Below are 16,509 nucleotides of genomic sequence, written 5' to 3'. Positions count from 1 at the left end.
CCTTTTGTTAACAGAGCGATTATACGGCGAAGCACGGCTGTTAATGAACCATTAATTGCCATTAAGGGAGAAGACCGGATATCCGTGCTCTTGCCACTGGGTTAGTTGCTGCTGCTGTGCTTCGGTGGGGGACTCACCGCACCACACCAGCAGCGTCTGGCCGTCAAACAATTCCGGGCGCAACTGGCCGAGCGAATGGGCCAGTACATCGACGCGCCACCCCTGCTGGGCGGCGATCCAGGCTTCCAGCCACAGACGGGTCGTATCATGCACGTTCCAGCCAATGACGAGCGCGTCTTTGCTGTTTTTCTTACGCGCCGTCGCCAGACAGATGCAGATGTAATTAATCAGCACGCCATCCAGTGCACTCAGTAACGCCTGAAGGGTTGGTTGTTGGGATTGCAGACGTCGGCGAAGGGGGATGAAAAGGTGGGCAATTAACGTCTGTGCGGGATAGTCACTGCCCCGTTCCTTAAGCCAGAGACGCAGGCGGTTGAGATGGCCAGACTGCAAATAGCGTAGCAACACTTCCTGCTGTTCGCGCCAGATGTCCTGTTCAGTATTATTCTGCTCGCTCAGCAGGGTTTTCACCTTGCTGACCTGCACGCCGTTATCAATCCAGCCTTTAATTTCGCGGATCCGATCGATATCCGCATCGTTAAACAGCCGATGCCCGCCGTCGGTTCGCTGCGGTTTCAGTAATCCGTAGCGACGCTGCCAGGCCCGTAACGTAACGGGATTGATGTCACAAAGAAGTGCCACTTCCCCTATCGTGTAAAGCGCCATCTGAGCCCCCTGGCTTGCGCATTCCCAGCTTAACTGTAGACCGAGTTTCGCGAACCAGGAAGAATTGTCCTTTTTTTGCACAAACAATACGAAGATCAGAATATGTTCAGCAAAAGGTGTGATGTCAGCCACGAAACGAGGTTTATTAAGTATTGCTACAAAGAAAGTTAACGCTTATGGGTGTATGTTACGCGCTTTTAGGGTTTGCGGTTTTCAAGTATGTACGAATTCAATCTGGTGTTGTTGCTGCTTCAGCAGATGTGCGTGTTCCTGGTCATTGCCTGGCTGATGAGCAAAACGCGCCTCTTTATCCCCCTGATGCAGGTCACCGTGCGTCTGCCGCATAAACTCCTCTGCTACGTCGTATTCTCTATTTTCTGTATTCTCGGCACCTGGTTCGGCCTGCATATTGAAGACTCCATTGCCAATACGCGCGCCATTGGCGCGGTCATGGGCGGGCTGCTGGGCGGCCCGGTTGTAGGTGGGTTGGTGGGGTTGACCGGTGGGCTGCACCGCTACTCCATGGGCGGCATGACGGCGCTAAGCTGCATGATCTCCACCATCGTTGAGGGGCTGCTGGGTGGGCTGGTGCACAGCTACATGATTAAGCGTGGCCGTCCGGACAAAGTTTTCAGCCCCTTGACCGCGGGCGCCATCACCTTTGTGGCCGAACTGGTGCAAATGTTGATCATCCTGCTTATTGCCCGCCCCTATGACAGCGCGCTGCATCTGGTGAGCAGCATCGCGGCACCGATGATGGTCACGAACACCGTCGGTGCCGCGCTGTTTATGCGTATCTTGCTCGATAAGCGGGCCATGTTTGAAAAGTATACCTCGGCATTTTCCGCCACCGCCCTGAAAGTCGCGGCCTCGACAGAGGGGATTTTGCGCCAGGGATTCAACGAAGAGAACAGCATGAAAGTGGCGCTGGTTCTGCATCAGGAGCTGGATATCAGCGCGGTAGCCATCACCGATCGTGAGAAGTTGCTGGCCTTTACCGGTATCGGAGACGACCATCACCAGCCGGGCAGACCGATTTCGTCCAGCTATACGCTTCGCGCCATCGAGACCGGTGAGGTAGTCTACGCAGACGGTAACGAAGTGCCGTACCGCTGTTCGCTGCATCCCCAGTGCAAGCTAGGGTCGACGCTGGTGATCCCGCTGCGGGGAGAGAACCAGCGGGTCATGGGCACTATCAAGCTCTATGAAGCCAAAAACCGACTCTTTAGCTCCATCAACCGCACGCTGGGGGAGGGGATTGCCCAGCTGCTCTCGGCGCAAATTCTGGCCGGACAGTATGAGCGACAAAAAGCGTTACTGACGCAGTCGGAGATCAAGCTGCTGCATGCTCAGGTGAATCCGCACTTCCTGTTCAATGCCCTCAATACGCTTAAGGCGGTGATCCGCCGTGATAGCGACCAGGCCACGCAGCTGGTGCAATTTTTATCGACCTTCTTCCGTAAGAACCTGAAGCGGCCGTCAGAGATTGTCACCCTGGCAGATGAAATAGAGCATGTGAATGCCTATCTGCAAATTGAAAAGGCGCGCTTCCAGGCGCGTTTACAGGTGACGCTGAACGTGCCGGAGAAGCTCTCATGGCAACAGCTGCCTGCTTTTACCTTGCAGCCGCTGGTCGAGAACGCCATCAAGCATGGCACTTCCCAGCTGTTGGGCACCGGTGAGATCTCCATTACCGCCAGCCAGTTTAATCACCATCTGGTGCTTGATATTGAAGATAACGCCGGCTTGTATACCGCAAAACCCGGATCCACTGGACTGGGCATGGGGCTGGTCGATAAACGATTGCGTGCCCATTTCGGCGATAGCTGTGGCATTACCGTGGCCTGTGAACCGGATTGCTTTACCCGTATTACCTTACGTCTGCCCCTGGAGGAACGCACATGCTGAACGTGCTGATAGTTGATGATGAACCTCTGGCGAGGGAAAACCTGCGGGTGCTCCTGCAGGAACAGCGTGATATCGAGGTGGTAGGGGAGTGCGCCAACGCCATCGAAGCTATCGGGGCCGTCCATACGCTGCGTCCGGATGTGCTGTTTCTGGACATTCAGATGCCACGCATCAGCGGTCTGGAGATGGTGGGAATGCTCGATCCGGCGCACCGGCCCTATATCGTGTTTCTGACCGCCTACGATGAGTACGCGGTAAAAGCCTTTGAAGAACATGCGTTTGACTATCTGCTGAAGCCCATCGAAGAGAAGCGGCTGGAAAAGACCCTTAACCGTTTACGGCAAGAGCGTAGCGTGCAGGATGTTTCGCTGCTGGCGGAAAATCAGCAGCCCCTGAAGTTCATTCCCTGTTCGGGCCATAGCCGTATTTATCTGCTGCAGATGGATGACGTGGCCTTTGTCAGCAGTCGAATGAGCGGGGTTTTCGTGACCAGCCATGAAGGCAAAGAGGGTTTTACCGAGCTGACGCTACGAACCCTGGAGAGCCGCACGCCGCTGTTGCGCTGCCATCGACAATACCTGGTTAACATGGCCCACCTGGAAGAGATCCGGCTGGAGGAGAACGGTCAGGCGGAGCTGGTCTTAAAATCCGGGCAGACGGTGCCGGTAAGCCGCCGCTATCTGAAGAGTTTGAAAGAGGCGATTGGGCTGTAAAACTGCTACACTGCGCGCCATTGCATCATCGACAGTTAAAGGCACTCATGCTTAGTAATGACATTCTTCGTAGCCTGCGCTACACCCTGAAAGCGAACAATAACGATATGGTGCGCATTCTTGCGCTCTCCGAGATGGAGTCCACCTCTGCCGGTTTCGACACCTGGATGACCAAAGAGGACGAAGAGGGTTTTGTCCGTTGCCCGGACATTATTCTGTCTGGCTTCCTGAACGGGCTGATCTACGATAAGCGTGGCAAAGATGAATCCGCGCCTGAGCTGGCGCTTGAGCGTCGTGTTAACAATAACACGGTGCTGAAGAAACTGCGCATCGCCTTCTCCCTGAAAACAGACGATATTCTGGCGATCATGACCGAGCAGAAGTTTCGCGTCTCTATGCCGGAAATCACGGCCATGATGCGCGCGCCGGACCACAAGAACTACCGTGAGTGCGGCGATCAGTTCTTGCGTTACTTCCTGCGCGGCCTGACCAACCGGGTGCACGCCAAAGCCTGACGCCAGTGACCGCCCCGGCAGCTACGTTCTGCGGGGGCGCGTACTCATTTCACCTCGACAAATCCCTGCGCAAGCCGATGTTCTGCCGATTCAGCCATTGAAAGGCTCGGTTTTTCACAGTCGGCCTCTTTACCCTGTAATCTGCACAGATCGCGGTCGCTGACCTCGCTAAAGTTTACCGAGACGCGTAGCAGTACGGCGTCGGGCTGATACTCTGCACTGTATTTGGCCCCTTTCACCCCGGCATAATGGGCCACCATGGTCTCAATGGACTGGCGCGCCTGCGCTTCATCCGCGGCACCCATCGATCGGTAGGTGATTTTACTCTGGGTATCCTGGCGAGTGATGGTGTCCCCTTCATAGTAATAAGTGAAGGTGATCTCACTCTCTTTTGCGCCGTTGGTAAAGGTGCGGCTGTTTTCGCTTGTGCTATCGCAGCCCACAGCCGTGGCGGCGAACAAGATCACGGCCAGCGCGGTGGTGAGGCGGTTTACTGTCATCAAATTCCCTTTTGTTAAAGCAGACCCTTTTTCGCGACGATGCTAACAGGTCATCGTGATATCCAAAGCGGGAATGTGGTGAAGGGATTTGATTTCGGAATTTATAAAAAAAGCGCTGCCACTGCAGCGCTTTAAGGGGAGGGGGTTATTTCACCTGCTGACCCGGCTTCGCGCCGTCGTCAGGGCTTAACAGGAAGATATCTTTCCCGCCAGGGCCTGCGGCCATCACCATACCCTCAGAGATGCCGAAGCGCATTTTGCGTGGCGCAAGGTTAGCCACCATCACCGTCAGGCGACCAATCAGCATCTGCGGGTCTGGATAGGCAGAGCGGATGCCGGAGAAGACGTTACGCTTCTCGCCGCCCAGATCCAGCGTCAGACGCAGCAGCTTGTCGGAGCCGTCGACGAATTCCGCGTTTTCAATCAGCGCGACGCGCAAGTCGACTTTGGCGAAATCATCAAAGGTGATGGTCTCCTGAATCGGATCGTCGGCCAGCGGGCCGGTTACCGGCGCAGCGGCAGCCTTCACCTCTTCTTTAGAGGCGTCGACCAGGGCTTCAACCTGCTTCATTTCGATGCGGTTATAGAGCGCCTTGAAGGTGTTCACCTTGTGGCCGAGCAGCGGCTGATGGATGGCATCCCAGGTCAGCTCGGTGTTCAGGAATGCTTCAGCACGCGCAGAGAGCTGCGGCAGAACCGGCTTCAGCCAGGTCATCAGCACGCGGAACATATTCAGGCCCATGGTGCAGATAGCCTGCAGGTCCGCATCGCGACCTTCCTGCTTAGCGACAACCCACGGTGCCTGCTCGTCAACGTAGCGGTTCGCCACGTCAGCCAGCGCCATGATTTCGCGAATGGCTTTACCGAATTCACGGCTTTCCCAGGCCTCGCCAATCGCAGCCGCGGCGTCGGTGAAGGTTTTGTACAGCGCAGGATCGGCCAGTTCGGCAGAGAGCACGCCGTCGAAACGCTTAGCAATGAAGCCCGCGTTACGGGAGGCCAGGTTCACCACCTTGTTAACGATGTCCGCGTTAACGCGCTGGACGAAATCTTCCAGGTTCAGGTCGATATCGTCGATACGGGAAGAGAGCTTCGCGGTGTAGTAGTAGCGCAGGCTGTCCGCGTCGAAGTGGTTCAGCCAGGTGCTGGCTTTAATAAAGGTGCCGCGGGATTTGGACATCTTCGCGCCGTTCACCGTCACATAGCCGTGGACGAACAGGTTGGTCGGCTTGCGGAAGTTGCTGCCTTCCAGCATGGCCGGCCAGAACAGGCTGTGGAAGTAAACGATATCTTTGCCGATAAAGTGGTAGAGCTCGGCGGTGGAATCTTTCTTCCAGTATTCCTCAAAGCTGGTGGTATCGCCGCGCTTGTCGCACAGGTTCTTGAAGGAGCCCATGTAGCCAATTGGCGCATCCAGCCAGACGTAGAAATATTTGCCCGGCGCGTTCGGGATCTCAAAGCCAAAGTACGGCGCATCGCGGGAGATATCCCACTGCTGCAGACCAGACTCGAACCACTCCTGCATCTTGTTCGCCACCTGCTCCTGCAGCGCGCCGCTGCGGGTCCAGGCCTGCAGCATTTCGCTGAAGGACGGCAGATCAAAGAAGAAGTGCTCAGAGTCGCGCATGACAGGCGTTGCGCCGGATACCACGGATTTCGGCTCGATAAGTTCGGTCGGGCTGTAGGTCGCGCCGCACACTTCGCAGTTATCACCATACTGATCCGGCGATTTACATTTCGGGCAGGTGCCTTTCACGAAACGGTCTGGCAGGAACATGCCTTTTTCCGGATCGTAGAGCTGAGAAATGGTGCGGTTTTTAATAAAACCGTTCTCTTTCAGACAGGTATAGATAAGCTCTGACAGCTCACGGTTCTCGTCGCTGTGCGTCGAGTGGTAGTTGTCATAGCTGATATCGAAACCGGCGAAGTCGGTCTGGTGTTCCTGACTCATCTCCCCGATCATCTGCTCCGGGCTGACGCCAAGCTGCTGCGCTTTCAGCATGATTGGCGTGCCGTGGGCATCGTCTGCACAGATGAAGTTGACTTCGTGGCCGCGCATTCGCTGGTAACGGACCCAGACATCAGCCTGGATATGCTCCAGCATGTGGCCGAGGTGGATGGAGCCGTTGGCGTACGGCAGTGCGCACGTTACCAGAATTTTTTTCGCGACTTGAGTCATAGTAAGCATTACTTCTTTTAACTGTGAAAAGGGGGTTTGATGTTACCCGAAAGGGAATAACTACGCCAAGAAATAAGGGCATCAATCCATAAATGAATAATTGTGGCCTGTAGGGTAAACTTAGGCTCTACGCATGCTATTTCAGAACTACAACAAAGGAGTCGGGATGAGTTCTCAATCCCAGGCCAAATCACCGGAAGCCTTACGAGCAATGGTCGCCGGGACGCTGGCAAATTTTCAGCATCCAACCCTGAAACACAATCTCACCACGCTGAAAGCGCTGCACCATGTAGCGTGGCTGGATGAGACGCTGCACATTGAGCTGCAAATGCCATTTATCTGGCGCAGCGCTTTCGAAACGCTGAAAGAGCAGACCAGCTCTGAGCTGCTGCGCATTACTGGCGCAAAAGCGATTGACTGGAAGTTGTCGCACAGCATCGCCACCCTCAAGCGCGTGAAAAACCATCCGGGCGTGAACGGCGTGAAAAATATCATTGCGGTTAGTTCCGGCAAGGGCGGGGTAGGGAAATCCTCTACCGCGGTAAACCTGGCGCTGGCGCTGGCCGCAGAAGGGGCAAAAGTGGGCATCCTGGATGCGGACATTTATGGCCCATCGATCCCGAACATGCTGGGAGCAGAAAACCAGCGCCCAACGTCGCCGGATGGCACCCATATGGCGCCGATCATGGCGCACGGGCTGGCGACAAACTCTATCGGTTACCTGGTAACTGACGACAACGCCATGGTGTGGCGCGGTCCGATGGCCAGTAAAGCCCTGATGCAGATGTTACAAGAGACCATGTGGCCGGATCTGGATTACCTGGTCCTGGATATGCCGCCGGGTACCGGGGACATTCAGTTGACCCTGGCGCAGAACATCCCGGTCACCGGGGCGGTTGTGGTGACCACACCGCAGGACATCGCGCTTATCGATGCTAAAAAAGGCATCGTGATGTTCGAGAAAGTGGAAGTGCCGGTGCTGGGCATCGTTGAGAACATGAGCATGCACATCTGCAGCAACTGCGGGCATCATGAGCCTATCTTCGGGACCGGTGGCGCAGAAAAACTGGCTGAACAGTATCACACTCAACTGCTGGGACAGATGCCGTTACACATCACGCTGCGTGAGGATCTCGACAGCGGCAAGCCAACGGTCGTGAGCCGTCCGGCTAGCGAGTTTGCGGATATGTATCGCCAGCTGGCGGGGCGCGTTGCGGCGCAGCTCTACTGGCAGGGTGACGTTATCCCGAGCGAAATCGCGTTCCGCGCGGTCTAAAATAAGCAGGCTGCCCTAACCGGGCAGCCTGTAGTGCATCAGATAATACTCGCCGTCCGGCGACTCTCCCGTCGCTTCAATATGCCACCCCTGGCGCTGGTAAAATTCCACGGCACGACTGTTCTTCACCAGACATTTCAATGCTCCGGTGCTGGTAAACCTTTGCTGAACGTGTTCGAGCAAGGCTTTACCTGCCCCCTGACCCTGAAAATGGGGATCGACAAACAGGCAGTGCAGGAAATTGTCATTGACCGCCACTGAGGCAAAACCTACCCGGTGACCCGAGTCAATCGCCACCCAAATCTGCTCATTAAGCGTGGCGGCATCGAAATCCTCAAGACGCCAGGCGCTGTCATCAAGCCATGGCCAGGCAGCGCGACGGGCGTGGAGGTAGAGCGTGCGCAGGAAAGGGCGGTCACTCTCCTGCCAGGGACGAATTTTCACGGGCTTAACGATGGTAGAAGATGTCACCGTTGTAGGCTTTGTAGATTTTGCCATCGGTATCGCCAATCAGTACGTAGTTCTCACCCATGTAAGTCCAGTGCGTGCCGGCATCGGGCGCAGGCAAGTTACGCAGATTGTACTGTTTAATGGTGTATTCCGGGGTCTGGTATTGCGCGGGGGCAAAATCGCCAATTTTGTATTTGGTGAAATCGGCAATAAACTCCTGCTCCTCATAGGCCTGGATGCCACCAGGGGCCGCAACGGCCAGAGGCGCAATAAATGCTGTGCTCGCCAGAGACAGTAATGTGCCCAGAAGCAGTACTTTACCTTTGTTCATTTTTTCTCCAGTTCTTAACGCTTTGCTGTGACGCGACATCAGTTATTACTCAACCGACAGTCTATCTCAAGTTTCGCCTGCTGGCGCGTCAGAGAAAAAATGTAACAAACCGTACTTTTGGCCGCCAGCAGTGGCCGCTAATTATCGGTCGCATGAATTACATTAAGAATAGTAATAATTATTTGTATTGCTTTATTAATGAATTCCGAATCTGAAGCCGTTATCCATTAATAGAACGCACACGCTGTGTTAATTTTGTAGCACAGCGTTTAAAATGCCTGGAAGGTTATTGGATTTTCCTCACTGCTTATATTTCAGATAATATCAGCATACTTTCGTCGGACGGATCATACCGTTTCGATGCCTCATAAATCTATAAATATTAATTAGTTATTACAAATCAGCAATGCCGGGCTTGTCGGGTGTATCAACATTAATTTCAGGGCGTCATTATTAATGAAAGCTAAAATACGGATATGGACTTTACTTATTACAACAGGGTTGTTAACAGGCTGCGTTAATATTCCTGGGCAACATCTTAAAACGAATGGGAAAAAGATAGCCCACACCGTTGATTCCTCCGACGATATAAGCAAAAAAGTCGAAATATGGCCACTTACCCCTTCTGTGATTGAACAGTTGCGTCCAGCCAGCCTGAAATCTCAGGCAAATCCTGGACTCGACGAACAGCTTAAAAAGTGGGAGTACCGGATCGGCACCGGTGACATTCTGATGATCACCGTATGGGATCACCCGGAGCTCACCACGCCTGCCGGGCAATATCGTAGCGCCAGCGATACCGGCAACTGGGTAGGGGCGGATGGCACTCTCTTTTATCCCTACGTTGGCAAGCTGCACGTAGCCGGGAAAACGCTGGCAGAGGTGCGCAGTGAGATCACCCGGCGGCTGGAGCGGGTTATCGAAAGCCCACAGGTTGATGTCAGCGTCGCGGCGTTTCGCTCGCAAAAAGCCTATGTCACGGGTGAAGTCGCAAAATCGGGCCAACAGCCTATCACCAATATTCCGCTGACTGTGATGGATGCCATTAACGCGGCAGGCGGTCTCTCTGCGGATGCCGACTGGCGAAACGTGGTGCTGACCCATGACGGCAAAGATTCCGTGATTTCCCTCTATGCGTTAATGCAGCATGGCGATCTCAGTCAGAACCGCCTGCTTAGCGCCGGCGATATCCTCTTTATTCCACGTAATGATGCCCTCAAGGTCTTTGTGATGGGGGAAGTGGTGAAACAGAGCACGCTGAAGATGGATCGCAGCGGTATGACCCTGGCGGAAGCCCTGGGTAATGCGGGCGGTATTAACCAGGATCTGGCGGATGCTACCGGCATTTTTGTGATTCGCTCGACGACTGAGAAAAAGCCCGGGAGCAAAATTGCCAATATCTATCAGCTGAAAGCGCGCGACGCGTCGGCCATGGTTCTGGCCACGGAGTTTGAGCTGCAGCCCTACGACATCGTCTATGTCACTACGGCGCCATTGGCTCGCTGGAACCGCGTCGTGAAACAGCTGGTACCGACAATCACCGGTATCCACGATCTGACTGAAACCGTTCATTCCATCAGGACGTGGCCATAATGCGGATCCAAACCATTCTGGTGGTGTGTACAGGAAACATCTGCCGCTCCCCGATGGGGGAGGGGCTTTTACAGCAGAAGATGCCGGAGATCGCCGTCAGCTCGGCAGGCATCAGTGGACTGAACGGACGGCCCGTTCACCCTCAGGCGCTGGCGGTGGCGGCGGCGCATGGCATTTCGCTTGCTGACCATGTCGCGCGCGTAGTCACCGCCCCCATGCTTAAGCAGCACGATCTGATTCTTGCGATGGAGCAGGCGCAAATCAACCGCATCTCGCAAATCGCGCCGGAGGTGCGCGGCAAAGCGCTACTGTACGGTAAATGGCAGGGGGGACAGGAGATCCCGGATCCGTTCGGCCAGAGCCGGGATGCGTTTGAGTATGTTTTTCGCCTGTTAAGCGAGGCGAGTCAGGAATGGGCCAGCCGGCTCACAGTTAAGGGATTACCAACATGTCGTCAAAAACAGTAAATCAGTCTGGCTACGGGATGGAAACCCAGGAGCTGGATCTGGCTCGCCTGCTCAGCGAATTGATCGATCATCGCGTTTGTATATTGAGTTTCACGCTGCTCTGCGCAACCTGCGGTCTGCTGTATGCACTCTTTGCCTCGCCGGTCTATATCGCCGATGCGATCATTCAAATTGAACAAAAGCAGCAAAATAATCTCCTTAAATCGATCACTCAGCTGTCGGGGGATGCTTCACCAGACTCGACGGCAGAAATCCAGCTGCTGAAATCGCGGATGATTCTGGGTAAAACCGTCGATGATTTACGCCTGCGCGATGAGATCGTCCCGGTGCGTTTCCCGCTCATTGGCAACGGTCTGGCCCGGCTGACAGGCCAGGAGACGCCCGTGCTGAAGCTCGACTGGCTGATGTTGCCCTCCAGGCACTCCCCCCTGACCCTGACCGCCGGGAAAAATGGTGAGTTCCTGCTTGAAGGCATTGATATCAACGTGCATGGCACCCCGGGGAAACTGGTGCAGAAAGCGGGCGTCGCGCTGCGGGTGCGTGAATTGCGCGCCCCGGTCGGTACTCGCTTTAAAATCAGCCAGAAAACGCAGCTTGAGGCGATCAACGTCTTGTCGAAACGCTTTAGTGTGGTCGAAAAGGGCAAAGAGAGTGGGGTACTGGAACTCAGTTTAACCGGTCCTGAGCGAGACGCCATTGCGGCTACGCTAAATCAAATTGCCAATAATTATCTGCAGCAGAATATCGACCGTCAGGCCGCGCAGGATTCACAAAGTCTCGCCTTCCTGAAGCGACAGTTGCCGAAGGTGCGCGGAGAGCTGGATGAAGCGGAGGGTCGCCTGAACAACTACCGCAAAAAGCGGGATTCGGTCGATCTGTCGCTGGAGGCTAAATCGGTCCTTGAGCAGATTGTCAATGTCGACAATCAGCTGAACGAACTGACCTTCCGCGAGGCGGAAGTTTCACAGCACTTTAAAAAGGATCACCCCACTTATCGTGCGCTACGGGACAAACGGATCACGCTGGAAAAGGAGCGTGAGCGGTTGAATAAGCGGGTCGGAACGATGCCATCCACCCAGCAGGAGATTTTACGGCTGAGTCGGGACGTGGATTCGGGGCGCGCGATCTACCTGCAACTGCTTACCCGTCAGCAGGAGCTGGATATCTCCCGTTCCAGCACGATCGGCAATGTCCGTATTATCGATTCGGCGGTCGCGCAGCCTGACCCCGTGCAGCCGCGCAAAGGGTTGATTGTCGTTCTTGCCACCCTGCTCGGGTTGCTGATCTCCTCGGGAGGGATACTGGCACGTAGCGCAATTCGCCAGGGGATTATTTCGCCGGAGCAACTCGAAAACCAGGGCATTACCGTCTACGCAACGCTGCCCCGTTCAGAATGGCTGAGCAGTAAAACGCATCTGCGTAGCTTTGATTTCTGGCGTAACCGTACCCGGCATAAAATTGTTAATGTTCCCTTTTTGCCGGTCGACAAGCCGCTGGACATTTTTGTGGAGGCGATACGCGGTCTGCGCACCAGCCTGCATTTTGCAATGATGGACGCTGATAATAACATCCTGATGTTCAGTGGCCCCTCGCAGGATTGCGGTAAAACGCTGGTCAGTACCTCGCTGGCGGCGCTGGTGGCGCAGATTGGCGGACGTGTTCTCTTCGTTGATGCGGATATGCGTAAGGGTTATGTCCATAACATTTTTGCGCTACAAAACGAGCGCGGGCTCTCTGAACTGCTGTCCGGCAAAATCGCCTTCGACGAGGCGGTGCAGACCTACGAGGACGGACATTTCGATGTGGTCACCTGCGGGTATTATCCGCCGAACCCCTCTGAGCTGCTGATGCACTCGCGCTTCAAGGCCTTTATGCACTGGGCCAGCGAGAACTACGATATGGTGATTGTCGATACGCCGCCGATTCTGGCGGTCACCGATGCCGCCATGGTCGGGCGTATGGCGGCATCGACGCTGCTGGTTGCGCGCCATAACATCACCAGCGTGAAGGAGATGGTCACCAGCGTCCGTCGTCTCGAACAGATGGGGGTGAACATCAAAGGGGCGATACTTAACGACGTGGTCAAATCTCTGGTTAACCACTACAGCACCGGCTACGACGCCTATGCCTATACCGCGTCAAAGAGCAAAGACCCGCAGCACAGTAAAACCGCGCATCCCTGATCTTAATCGCTGCACCTGACAGGGTGCAGCGGTTCTCTAAACTTCTTTACAGCATTATCGTTGCCAAATGGTTTAAGCCCGTTAAGATAAGCGTCGTGAATAAAGGGGCAATGATGATCAAGCAGCAGCGGAAAGCGATATTATTGGTAGTGCTTGCATGTCTGGTGGTGCTGGTTTGCAGCGCACAGCGCATGGCAAGCCTGCACGCGCTGGCGATGAAAGCTCCGCACGTTACCCAGCAGTCCGACGTTGAACCGCCTGTCACCCCTTGTGAACTCAGTGCCAAATCCTTGCTGGCATCGCCACCTATTATGTTTGAAGGTGCGCTCTTTGCCCTGGCGTTGCTGATGGTCGTCCTCACTCCTCAGCCGGTCAGACATCAACGGCGTTGGCCTCCTCGCGTTATCTCTCCGCCCCGGCTCAGGGTGCATCTCCGCTTATGCGTCTTCCGTGAGTGATTAATCGCCTGTTATTCCAGGTTAATTAATCATTTACGGAGAAAATCTATGTTGACTGTTTTCAGGCGGCTTTTAGTCTGCCTGGCATTACTGTGGCTGCCCGTAAGCTGGGCGGCCGATAGCGGCTGGCTGCGCGCTGCCGATAACGATCACGCCAGCGTGCGTTTACGTGCCCAACCCGCTGAGGCGGGAGAGACACACCTGCTGTTGGACGTAGCCCTGGAAAAGGGCTGGAAAACCTACTGGCGATCCCCGGGCGAGGGCGGAATTGCCCCTTCTATTGCCTGGCAAACGCCGCTCCCGGTGCAGTGGTACTGGCCGACACCCCAGCGTTTTGACGTGGCGGGGATCGCCACCCAGGGCTATCAAGGTAACGTGACCTTCCCGCTGGTGGTGAAAGGCAAGATGCCGGACACCCTGTCCGGTGTGCTGACGCTCTCGACCTGTAGCGATGTCTGTATTCTGACCGACTATCCCTTCTCACTCGACCTGAGTGGGCCAACAGAGCGTCAGTTTACTTATGACTTCACCAAAGCGATGGGTACGCTGCCGCGGGAAGACGGGCTGACCTCCTCGCTGAAGGCAGCCTGGGCCCCCGGCAAACTGACGGTAACCGCCACCCGCGACGCTGGCTGGCACGCCCCCGCGCTCTATCTTGATGGTATTGAAGATGCGGATTTTGCGCGCCCGACTTTTAAGATTCAGGGCGAAACGCTGACCGCGACCGTGCCGGTCACGGACGGCTGGGGTGAGGCGGCGCCCGATCTGCGTGGCAAAACGCTATCTCTGGTACTGGCCGACGGTGGTCTGGCCCAGCAGAGCCAAACCACCATTGGTGAAGCCGAGGTGACAACGTCGTCCCTCTTACCGGTACTGGCGATGGCGCTGCTAGGCGGGTTTATCCTCAACCTGATGCCCTGCGTCTTGCCGGTACTGGCGATGAAACTGGGCTCGGTATTGCAGGTGGAAGGGCAGACCAGAAGCCGTGTACGCGGCCAGTTTCTCGCCTCGGTGGCCGGCATTGTGGTGTCGTTTTTAGCACTGGCGCTGATGATGACGTTTCTGCGTCTTAGCAATCAGGCGCTGGGGTGGGGGATTCAGTTCCAGAATCCGTGGTTTATCACCGCTATGGCGCTGGTGATGGTGCTGTTCAGCGCCAGCCTGCTGGGACTGTTTGAAATCCGCTTACCCTCTGGCATTACCACCTCGCTGGCCACGCGAGGCGGCAACGGTCTGGCAGGACATTTCTGGCAGGGGGCGTTCGCCACCTTACTCGCCACTCCCTGCACCGCACCGTTCCTGGGCACCGCCGTGTCGGTCGCGCTGGTGGCGCCGCTGGTACAGCTGTGGGGGATCTTCCTCGCCATGGGGATCGGTATGAGCTTGCCGTGGCTGGCGATTGCCGCCTGGCCAGGACTGGCGCGCCGCCTGCCGCGCCCCGGACGCTGGATGAATACGCTGCGCGTGGTGCTGGGGCTGATGATGCTGGGCTCCGCCGTGTGGCTTATCTCGCTGCTTTGGCTACATATTGGTAAGGCGACGTGGGGTGTACTGACGCTGGTGTTAGTGCTCCTGCTGGCGGGCGTCTGGCGACGCTACCAGCGACGCGGCGCCCTTGCCGCCACCGCGCTGGCACTGCTGATGGCATTGTCGGGATACTGGCTGACCTCGCAGACGACCGGTGCCGTTGTGGAAGATCGTATTGCCTGGCAGCCGTTGAGCGAGCAGGCCATCACCGACGCGCTGGCGGCCAATAAACGGGTCTTTGTCGATGTCACCGCCGACTGGTGCGTAACCTGTAAAGCCAATAAATACAATGTGTTGCTGCGTGACGATGTACAACAGGCACTGAGTGCCCCGGATGTGGTTGCCCTGCGCGGTGACTGGAGTCGACCATCCGATACTGTCTCGCAGTTTCTGACACGCCGTCAGAGTGCGGCGATTCCGTTTAATCAGATTTATGGTCCGGCTCAGCCGCAGGGCACCATTCTGCCTGCGCTGTTAAATCGCGAAGGGGTGCTGAACGCACTGTCTGCCGCTAAAGGAGAGCACTAATGCGTTACTGGATGATGATTTTCCTGTTCTGTTTTTCTGCCGTCAGCATGGCTGAGCAGCAACCCGATGCCAACCAGCAGCTGGAGGAGCTGATCTTTAATGATCCCGACAGTCCGCGAATGGGGGCAAAGCATCCCCGTCTGACTATCGTCAGCTTCACCGATTACAACTGTCCATGGTGTAAGAAATTTGACCCGATGCTGGAGAAAATTGTCCACGACAACCCGGACGTGCAGTTGATTGTGAAGCTTTTACCCTTCCGCGGCGAAAGCTCAATGGCCTCGGCGCGGGTGGCGCTGACGGCCTGGCGCACGATGCCTGATAAATTCTGGGCGTTACACCAGCGATTAATGACAAAGAAGGGCAATCATGATGCGGCCTCCATTCTGGCTGCTCAGCAAAAGACGGCCACGACAGGGATCACCCCCGATGCGAAAAGCCAGCAGAGTCTGCAAATGAACCTGATTCTCTCGCAGGTGCTGGGCATTCAGGGAACGCCTGCCACTATTATTGGCGATCAAATGGTCGCCGGGGCGATTCCTCAGGCGGATCTGGAGGCGCTGGTCAAAGAACAGCTGGCGAAAAGCGATGCGCATTAAACTACGCCGGTGGGCGCGCGAGCTTCTGATTCTGCTGCTGATGGTTATCGCAACGGTATGGGGGATGGATCAGCTGCGAAAACCGGTCCTGCCCGCCGGGTTTTCGGCTACTTCTGTTGAGACGCTGGAGGGTGCGCAGATGAATATCGCCGCCCTCAGCGAGGAGCGCCCTTTGCTGATTTACGTCTGGGCGACCTGGTGCGCCATTTGCCGCTACACCTCTCCTGCGGTTGAAAGGCTAACGCAAGAGGGCGGCAACGTTCTGAGCGTCGCGTTGCGTTCGGGAGATGACGGACAACTGTCGCGCTGGATGGCAAAGAAACGCCTGACCATGCCGGTAGTGAATGACGCGAGCGGGGCGCTATCACGCCAGTGGCAAGTGAGCGTAACGCCGACGCTGGTGATAGTGTCGAAAGGAAATGTAGTCGGTACGACAACCGGCTGGAGCAGCTACTGGGGAATGAAGCTTCGCCTCTGGTGGGCGGGGCGCTAAAAA

At 55.8% G+C, this 16,509-nt stretch carries 16 protein-coding genes; 11 read left to right on the top strand and 5 right to left on the bottom strand.

Annotated elements, in window-relative coordinates:
- Positions 1-51: 51 nt before the first annotated feature.
- Positions 52-786 (bottom strand): HTH-type transcriptional regulator MlrA, encoded by a 735-nt coding sequence (gene mlrA, locus WFN75_RS10580; RefSeq protein WP_046884757.1) that lies wholly within the window; start codon positions 784-786, stop codon positions 52-54.
- Between the two features lie 219 nt (positions 787-1,005).
- On the opposite strand from mlrA, the gene WFN75_RS10575 reads away from it, so the two are divergent.
- From WFN75_RS10575 to WFN75_RS10565, 3 genes are read left to right on the top strand one after another with little or no spacing between them, the layout of a single operon-like run.
- Positions 1,006-2,694, top strand: a complete 1,689-nt coding sequence (locus tag WFN75_RS10575) for a sensor histidine kinase (RefSeq protein WP_040074829.1) — start codon at positions 1,006-1,008, stop codon at positions 2,692-2,694.
- Entirely contained in the window at positions 2,688-3,407 is a 720-nt protein-coding gene (gene btsR / locus WFN75_RS10570; protein ID WP_040074830.1) for a two-component system response regulator BtsR, read from the top strand. Before WFN75_RS10575 ends, btsR begins: the two co-directional genes overlap by 7 nt.
- A 47-nt stretch (positions 3,408-3,454) precedes the next feature.
- The gene (locus tag WFN75_RS10565) at positions 3,455-3,922 is read left to right on the top strand and encodes a DUF1456 family protein (protein ID WP_046884759.1); all 468 of its coding nucleotides are present in this window, start codon (positions 3,455-3,457) and stop codon (positions 3,920-3,922) included.
- A gap of 44 nt (positions 3,923-3,966) precedes the next feature.
- Here WFN75_RS10565 and WFN75_RS10560 read toward each other — a convergent pair whose 3' ends face one another.
- Together WFN75_RS10560 and metG are read right to left on the bottom strand one after the other, a co-directional pair.
- Complete coding sequence (locus WFN75_RS10560; RefSeq protein WP_336996125.1) at positions 3,967-4,422, bottom strand: DUF1307 domain-containing protein; 456 nt, start codon at positions 4,420-4,422, stop codon at positions 3,967-3,969.
- A 145-nt stretch (positions 4,423-4,567) separates the two neighbouring features.
- Entirely contained in the window at positions 4,568-6,601 is a 2,034-nt protein-coding gene (gene metG / locus WFN75_RS10555) for a methionine--tRNA ligase (protein ID WP_336996124.1), read from the bottom strand.
- Positions 6,602-6,767: 166 nt separating this feature from the next.
- Between metG and apbC the strand changes: the two genes are divergently transcribed.
- On the top strand, positions 6,768-7,877 hold the full coding sequence (apbC, locus tag WFN75_RS10550; protein WP_040074834.1) for an iron-sulfur cluster carrier protein ApbC: 1,110 nt from the start codon (positions 6,768-6,770) through the stop codon (positions 7,875-7,877).
- 15 nt (positions 7,878-7,892) lie between these two features.
- Here apbC and WFN75_RS10545 read toward each other — a convergent pair whose 3' ends face one another.
- A complete protein-coding gene (locus WFN75_RS10545; protein WP_263617445.1) occupies positions 7,893-8,375 on the bottom strand; it encodes a GNAT family N-acetyltransferase in 483 nt (160 codons plus the stop codon).
- Positions 8,326-8,658, bottom strand: coding sequence for an RcnB family protein (locus WFN75_RS10540; RefSeq protein ID WP_040074836.1), 333 nt, complete (start codon positions 8,656-8,658; stop codon positions 8,326-8,328). The genes WFN75_RS10545 and WFN75_RS10540 overlap by 50 nt, the downstream gene beginning before the upstream one ends.
- A gap of 456 nt (positions 8,659-9,114) precedes the next feature.
- Between WFN75_RS10540 and WFN75_RS10535 the strand changes: the two genes are divergently transcribed.
- From WFN75_RS10535 to WFN75_RS10505, 7 genes are all read left to right on the top strand, one after another.
- Positions 9,115-10,251: a polysaccharide export protein gene (locus tag WFN75_RS10535; protein ID WP_046884765.1), complete on the top strand. Its 1,137-nt coding sequence runs from the start codon at positions 9,115-9,117 to the stop codon at positions 10,249-10,251.
- Entirely contained in the window at positions 10,242-10,718 is a 477-nt protein-coding gene (locus WFN75_RS10530; protein WP_046884766.1) for an arsenate reductase/protein-tyrosine-phosphatase family protein, read from the top strand. The genes WFN75_RS10535 and WFN75_RS10530 overlap by 10 nt, the downstream gene beginning before the upstream one ends.
- Positions 10,700-12,901, top strand: a complete 2,202-nt coding sequence (locus WFN75_RS10525; protein ID WP_336996123.1) for a polysaccharide biosynthesis tyrosine autokinase — start codon at positions 10,700-10,702, stop codon at positions 12,899-12,901. Before WFN75_RS10530 ends, WFN75_RS10525 begins: the two co-directional genes overlap by 19 nt.
- A 113-nt stretch (positions 12,902-13,014) precedes the next feature.
- Positions 13,015-13,359, top strand: coding sequence for a copper resistance protein (locus WFN75_RS10520; RefSeq protein ID WP_263617447.1), 345 nt, complete (start codon positions 13,015-13,017; stop codon positions 13,357-13,359).
- Between the two features lie 48 nt (positions 13,360-13,407).
- Positions 13,408-15,414, top strand: coding sequence for a protein-disulfide reductase DsbD family protein (locus WFN75_RS10515; RefSeq protein ID WP_327061433.1), 2,007 nt, complete (start codon positions 13,408-13,410; stop codon positions 15,412-15,414).
- Positions 15,414-16,013 (top strand): DsbA family protein, encoded by a 600-nt coding sequence (locus WFN75_RS10510; protein WP_442913280.1) that lies wholly within the window; start codon positions 15,414-15,416, stop codon positions 16,011-16,013. Before WFN75_RS10515 ends, WFN75_RS10510 begins: the two co-directional genes overlap by 1 nt.
- Positions 16,003-16,506 (top strand): protein disulfide oxidoreductase, encoded by a 504-nt coding sequence (locus tag WFN75_RS10505; RefSeq protein WP_336996122.1) that lies wholly within the window; start codon positions 16,003-16,005, stop codon positions 16,504-16,506. The genes WFN75_RS10510 and WFN75_RS10505 overlap by 11 nt, the downstream gene beginning before the upstream one ends.
- The last annotated feature ends 3 nt before the right edge of the window (positions 16,507-16,509 follow it).

It is taken from the genome of Leclercia sp. UBA7405 (assembly GCF_037152215.1).
Taxonomy (GTDB): domain Bacteria; phylum Pseudomonadota; class Gammaproteobacteria; order Enterobacterales; family Enterobacteriaceae; genus Enterobacter; species Enterobacter pneumoniae.
Note: the sequence above shows the minus strand (reverse complement) of the source record. Positions and strands in the feature narration are given on the sequence as shown.

Bases quoted from the DNA above. Each gene is read 5' to 3' on its own strand.
- WFN75_RS10525 (WP_336996123.1), top strand. From the start codon at position 10,700: ATGTCGTCAAAAACAGTAAATCAGTCTGGCTACGGGATGGAAACCCAG.
- WFN75_RS10510 (WP_442913280.1), top strand. From the start codon at position 15,414: ATGCGTTACTGGATGATGATTTTCCTGTTCTGTTTTTCTGCCGTCAGC.
- mlrA (WP_046884757.1), bottom strand. From the start codon at position 786: ATGGCGCTTTACACGATAGGGGAAGTGGCACTTCTTTGTGACATCAAT.
- WFN75_RS10575 (WP_040074829.1), top strand. From the start codon at position 1,006: ATGTACGAATTCAATCTGGTGTTGTTGCTGCTTCAGCAGATGTGCGTG.
- apbC (WP_040074834.1), top strand. From the start codon at position 6,768: ATGAGTTCTCAATCCCAGGCCAAATCACCGGAAGCCTTACGAGCAATG.
- WFN75_RS10505 (WP_336996122.1), top strand. From the start codon at position 16,003: ATGCGCATTAAACTACGCCGGTGGGCGCGCGAGCTTCTGATTCTGCTG.
- WFN75_RS10520 (WP_263617447.1), top strand. From the start codon at position 13,015: ATGATCAAGCAGCAGCGGAAAGCGATATTATTGGTAGTGCTTGCATGT.
- WFN75_RS10515 (WP_327061433.1), top strand. From the start codon at position 13,408: ATGTTGACTGTTTTCAGGCGGCTTTTAGTCTGCCTGGCATTACTGTGG.
- WFN75_RS10535 (WP_046884765.1), top strand. From the start codon at position 9,115: ATGAAAGCTAAAATACGGATATGGACTTTACTTATTACAACAGGGTTG.
- WFN75_RS10560 (WP_336996125.1), bottom strand. From the start codon at position 4,422: ATGACAGTAAACCGCCTCACCACCGCGCTGGCCGTGATCTTGTTCGCC.
- btsR (WP_040074830.1), top strand. From the start codon at position 2,688: ATGCTGAACGTGCTGATAGTTGATGATGAACCTCTGGCGAGGGAAAAC.
- WFN75_RS10545 (WP_263617445.1), bottom strand. From the start codon at position 8,375: ATGGCAAAATCTACAAAGCCTACAACGGTGACATCTTCTACCATCGTT.
- WFN75_RS10565 (WP_046884759.1), top strand. From the start codon at position 3,455: ATGCTTAGTAATGACATTCTTCGTAGCCTGCGCTACACCCTGAAAGCG.
- metG (WP_336996124.1), bottom strand. From the start codon at position 6,601: ATGACTCAAGTCGCGAAAAAAATTCTGGTAACGTGCGCACTGCCGTAC.
- WFN75_RS10540 (WP_040074836.1), bottom strand. From the start codon at position 8,658: ATGAACAAAGGTAAAGTACTGCTTCTGGGCACATTACTGTCTCTGGCG.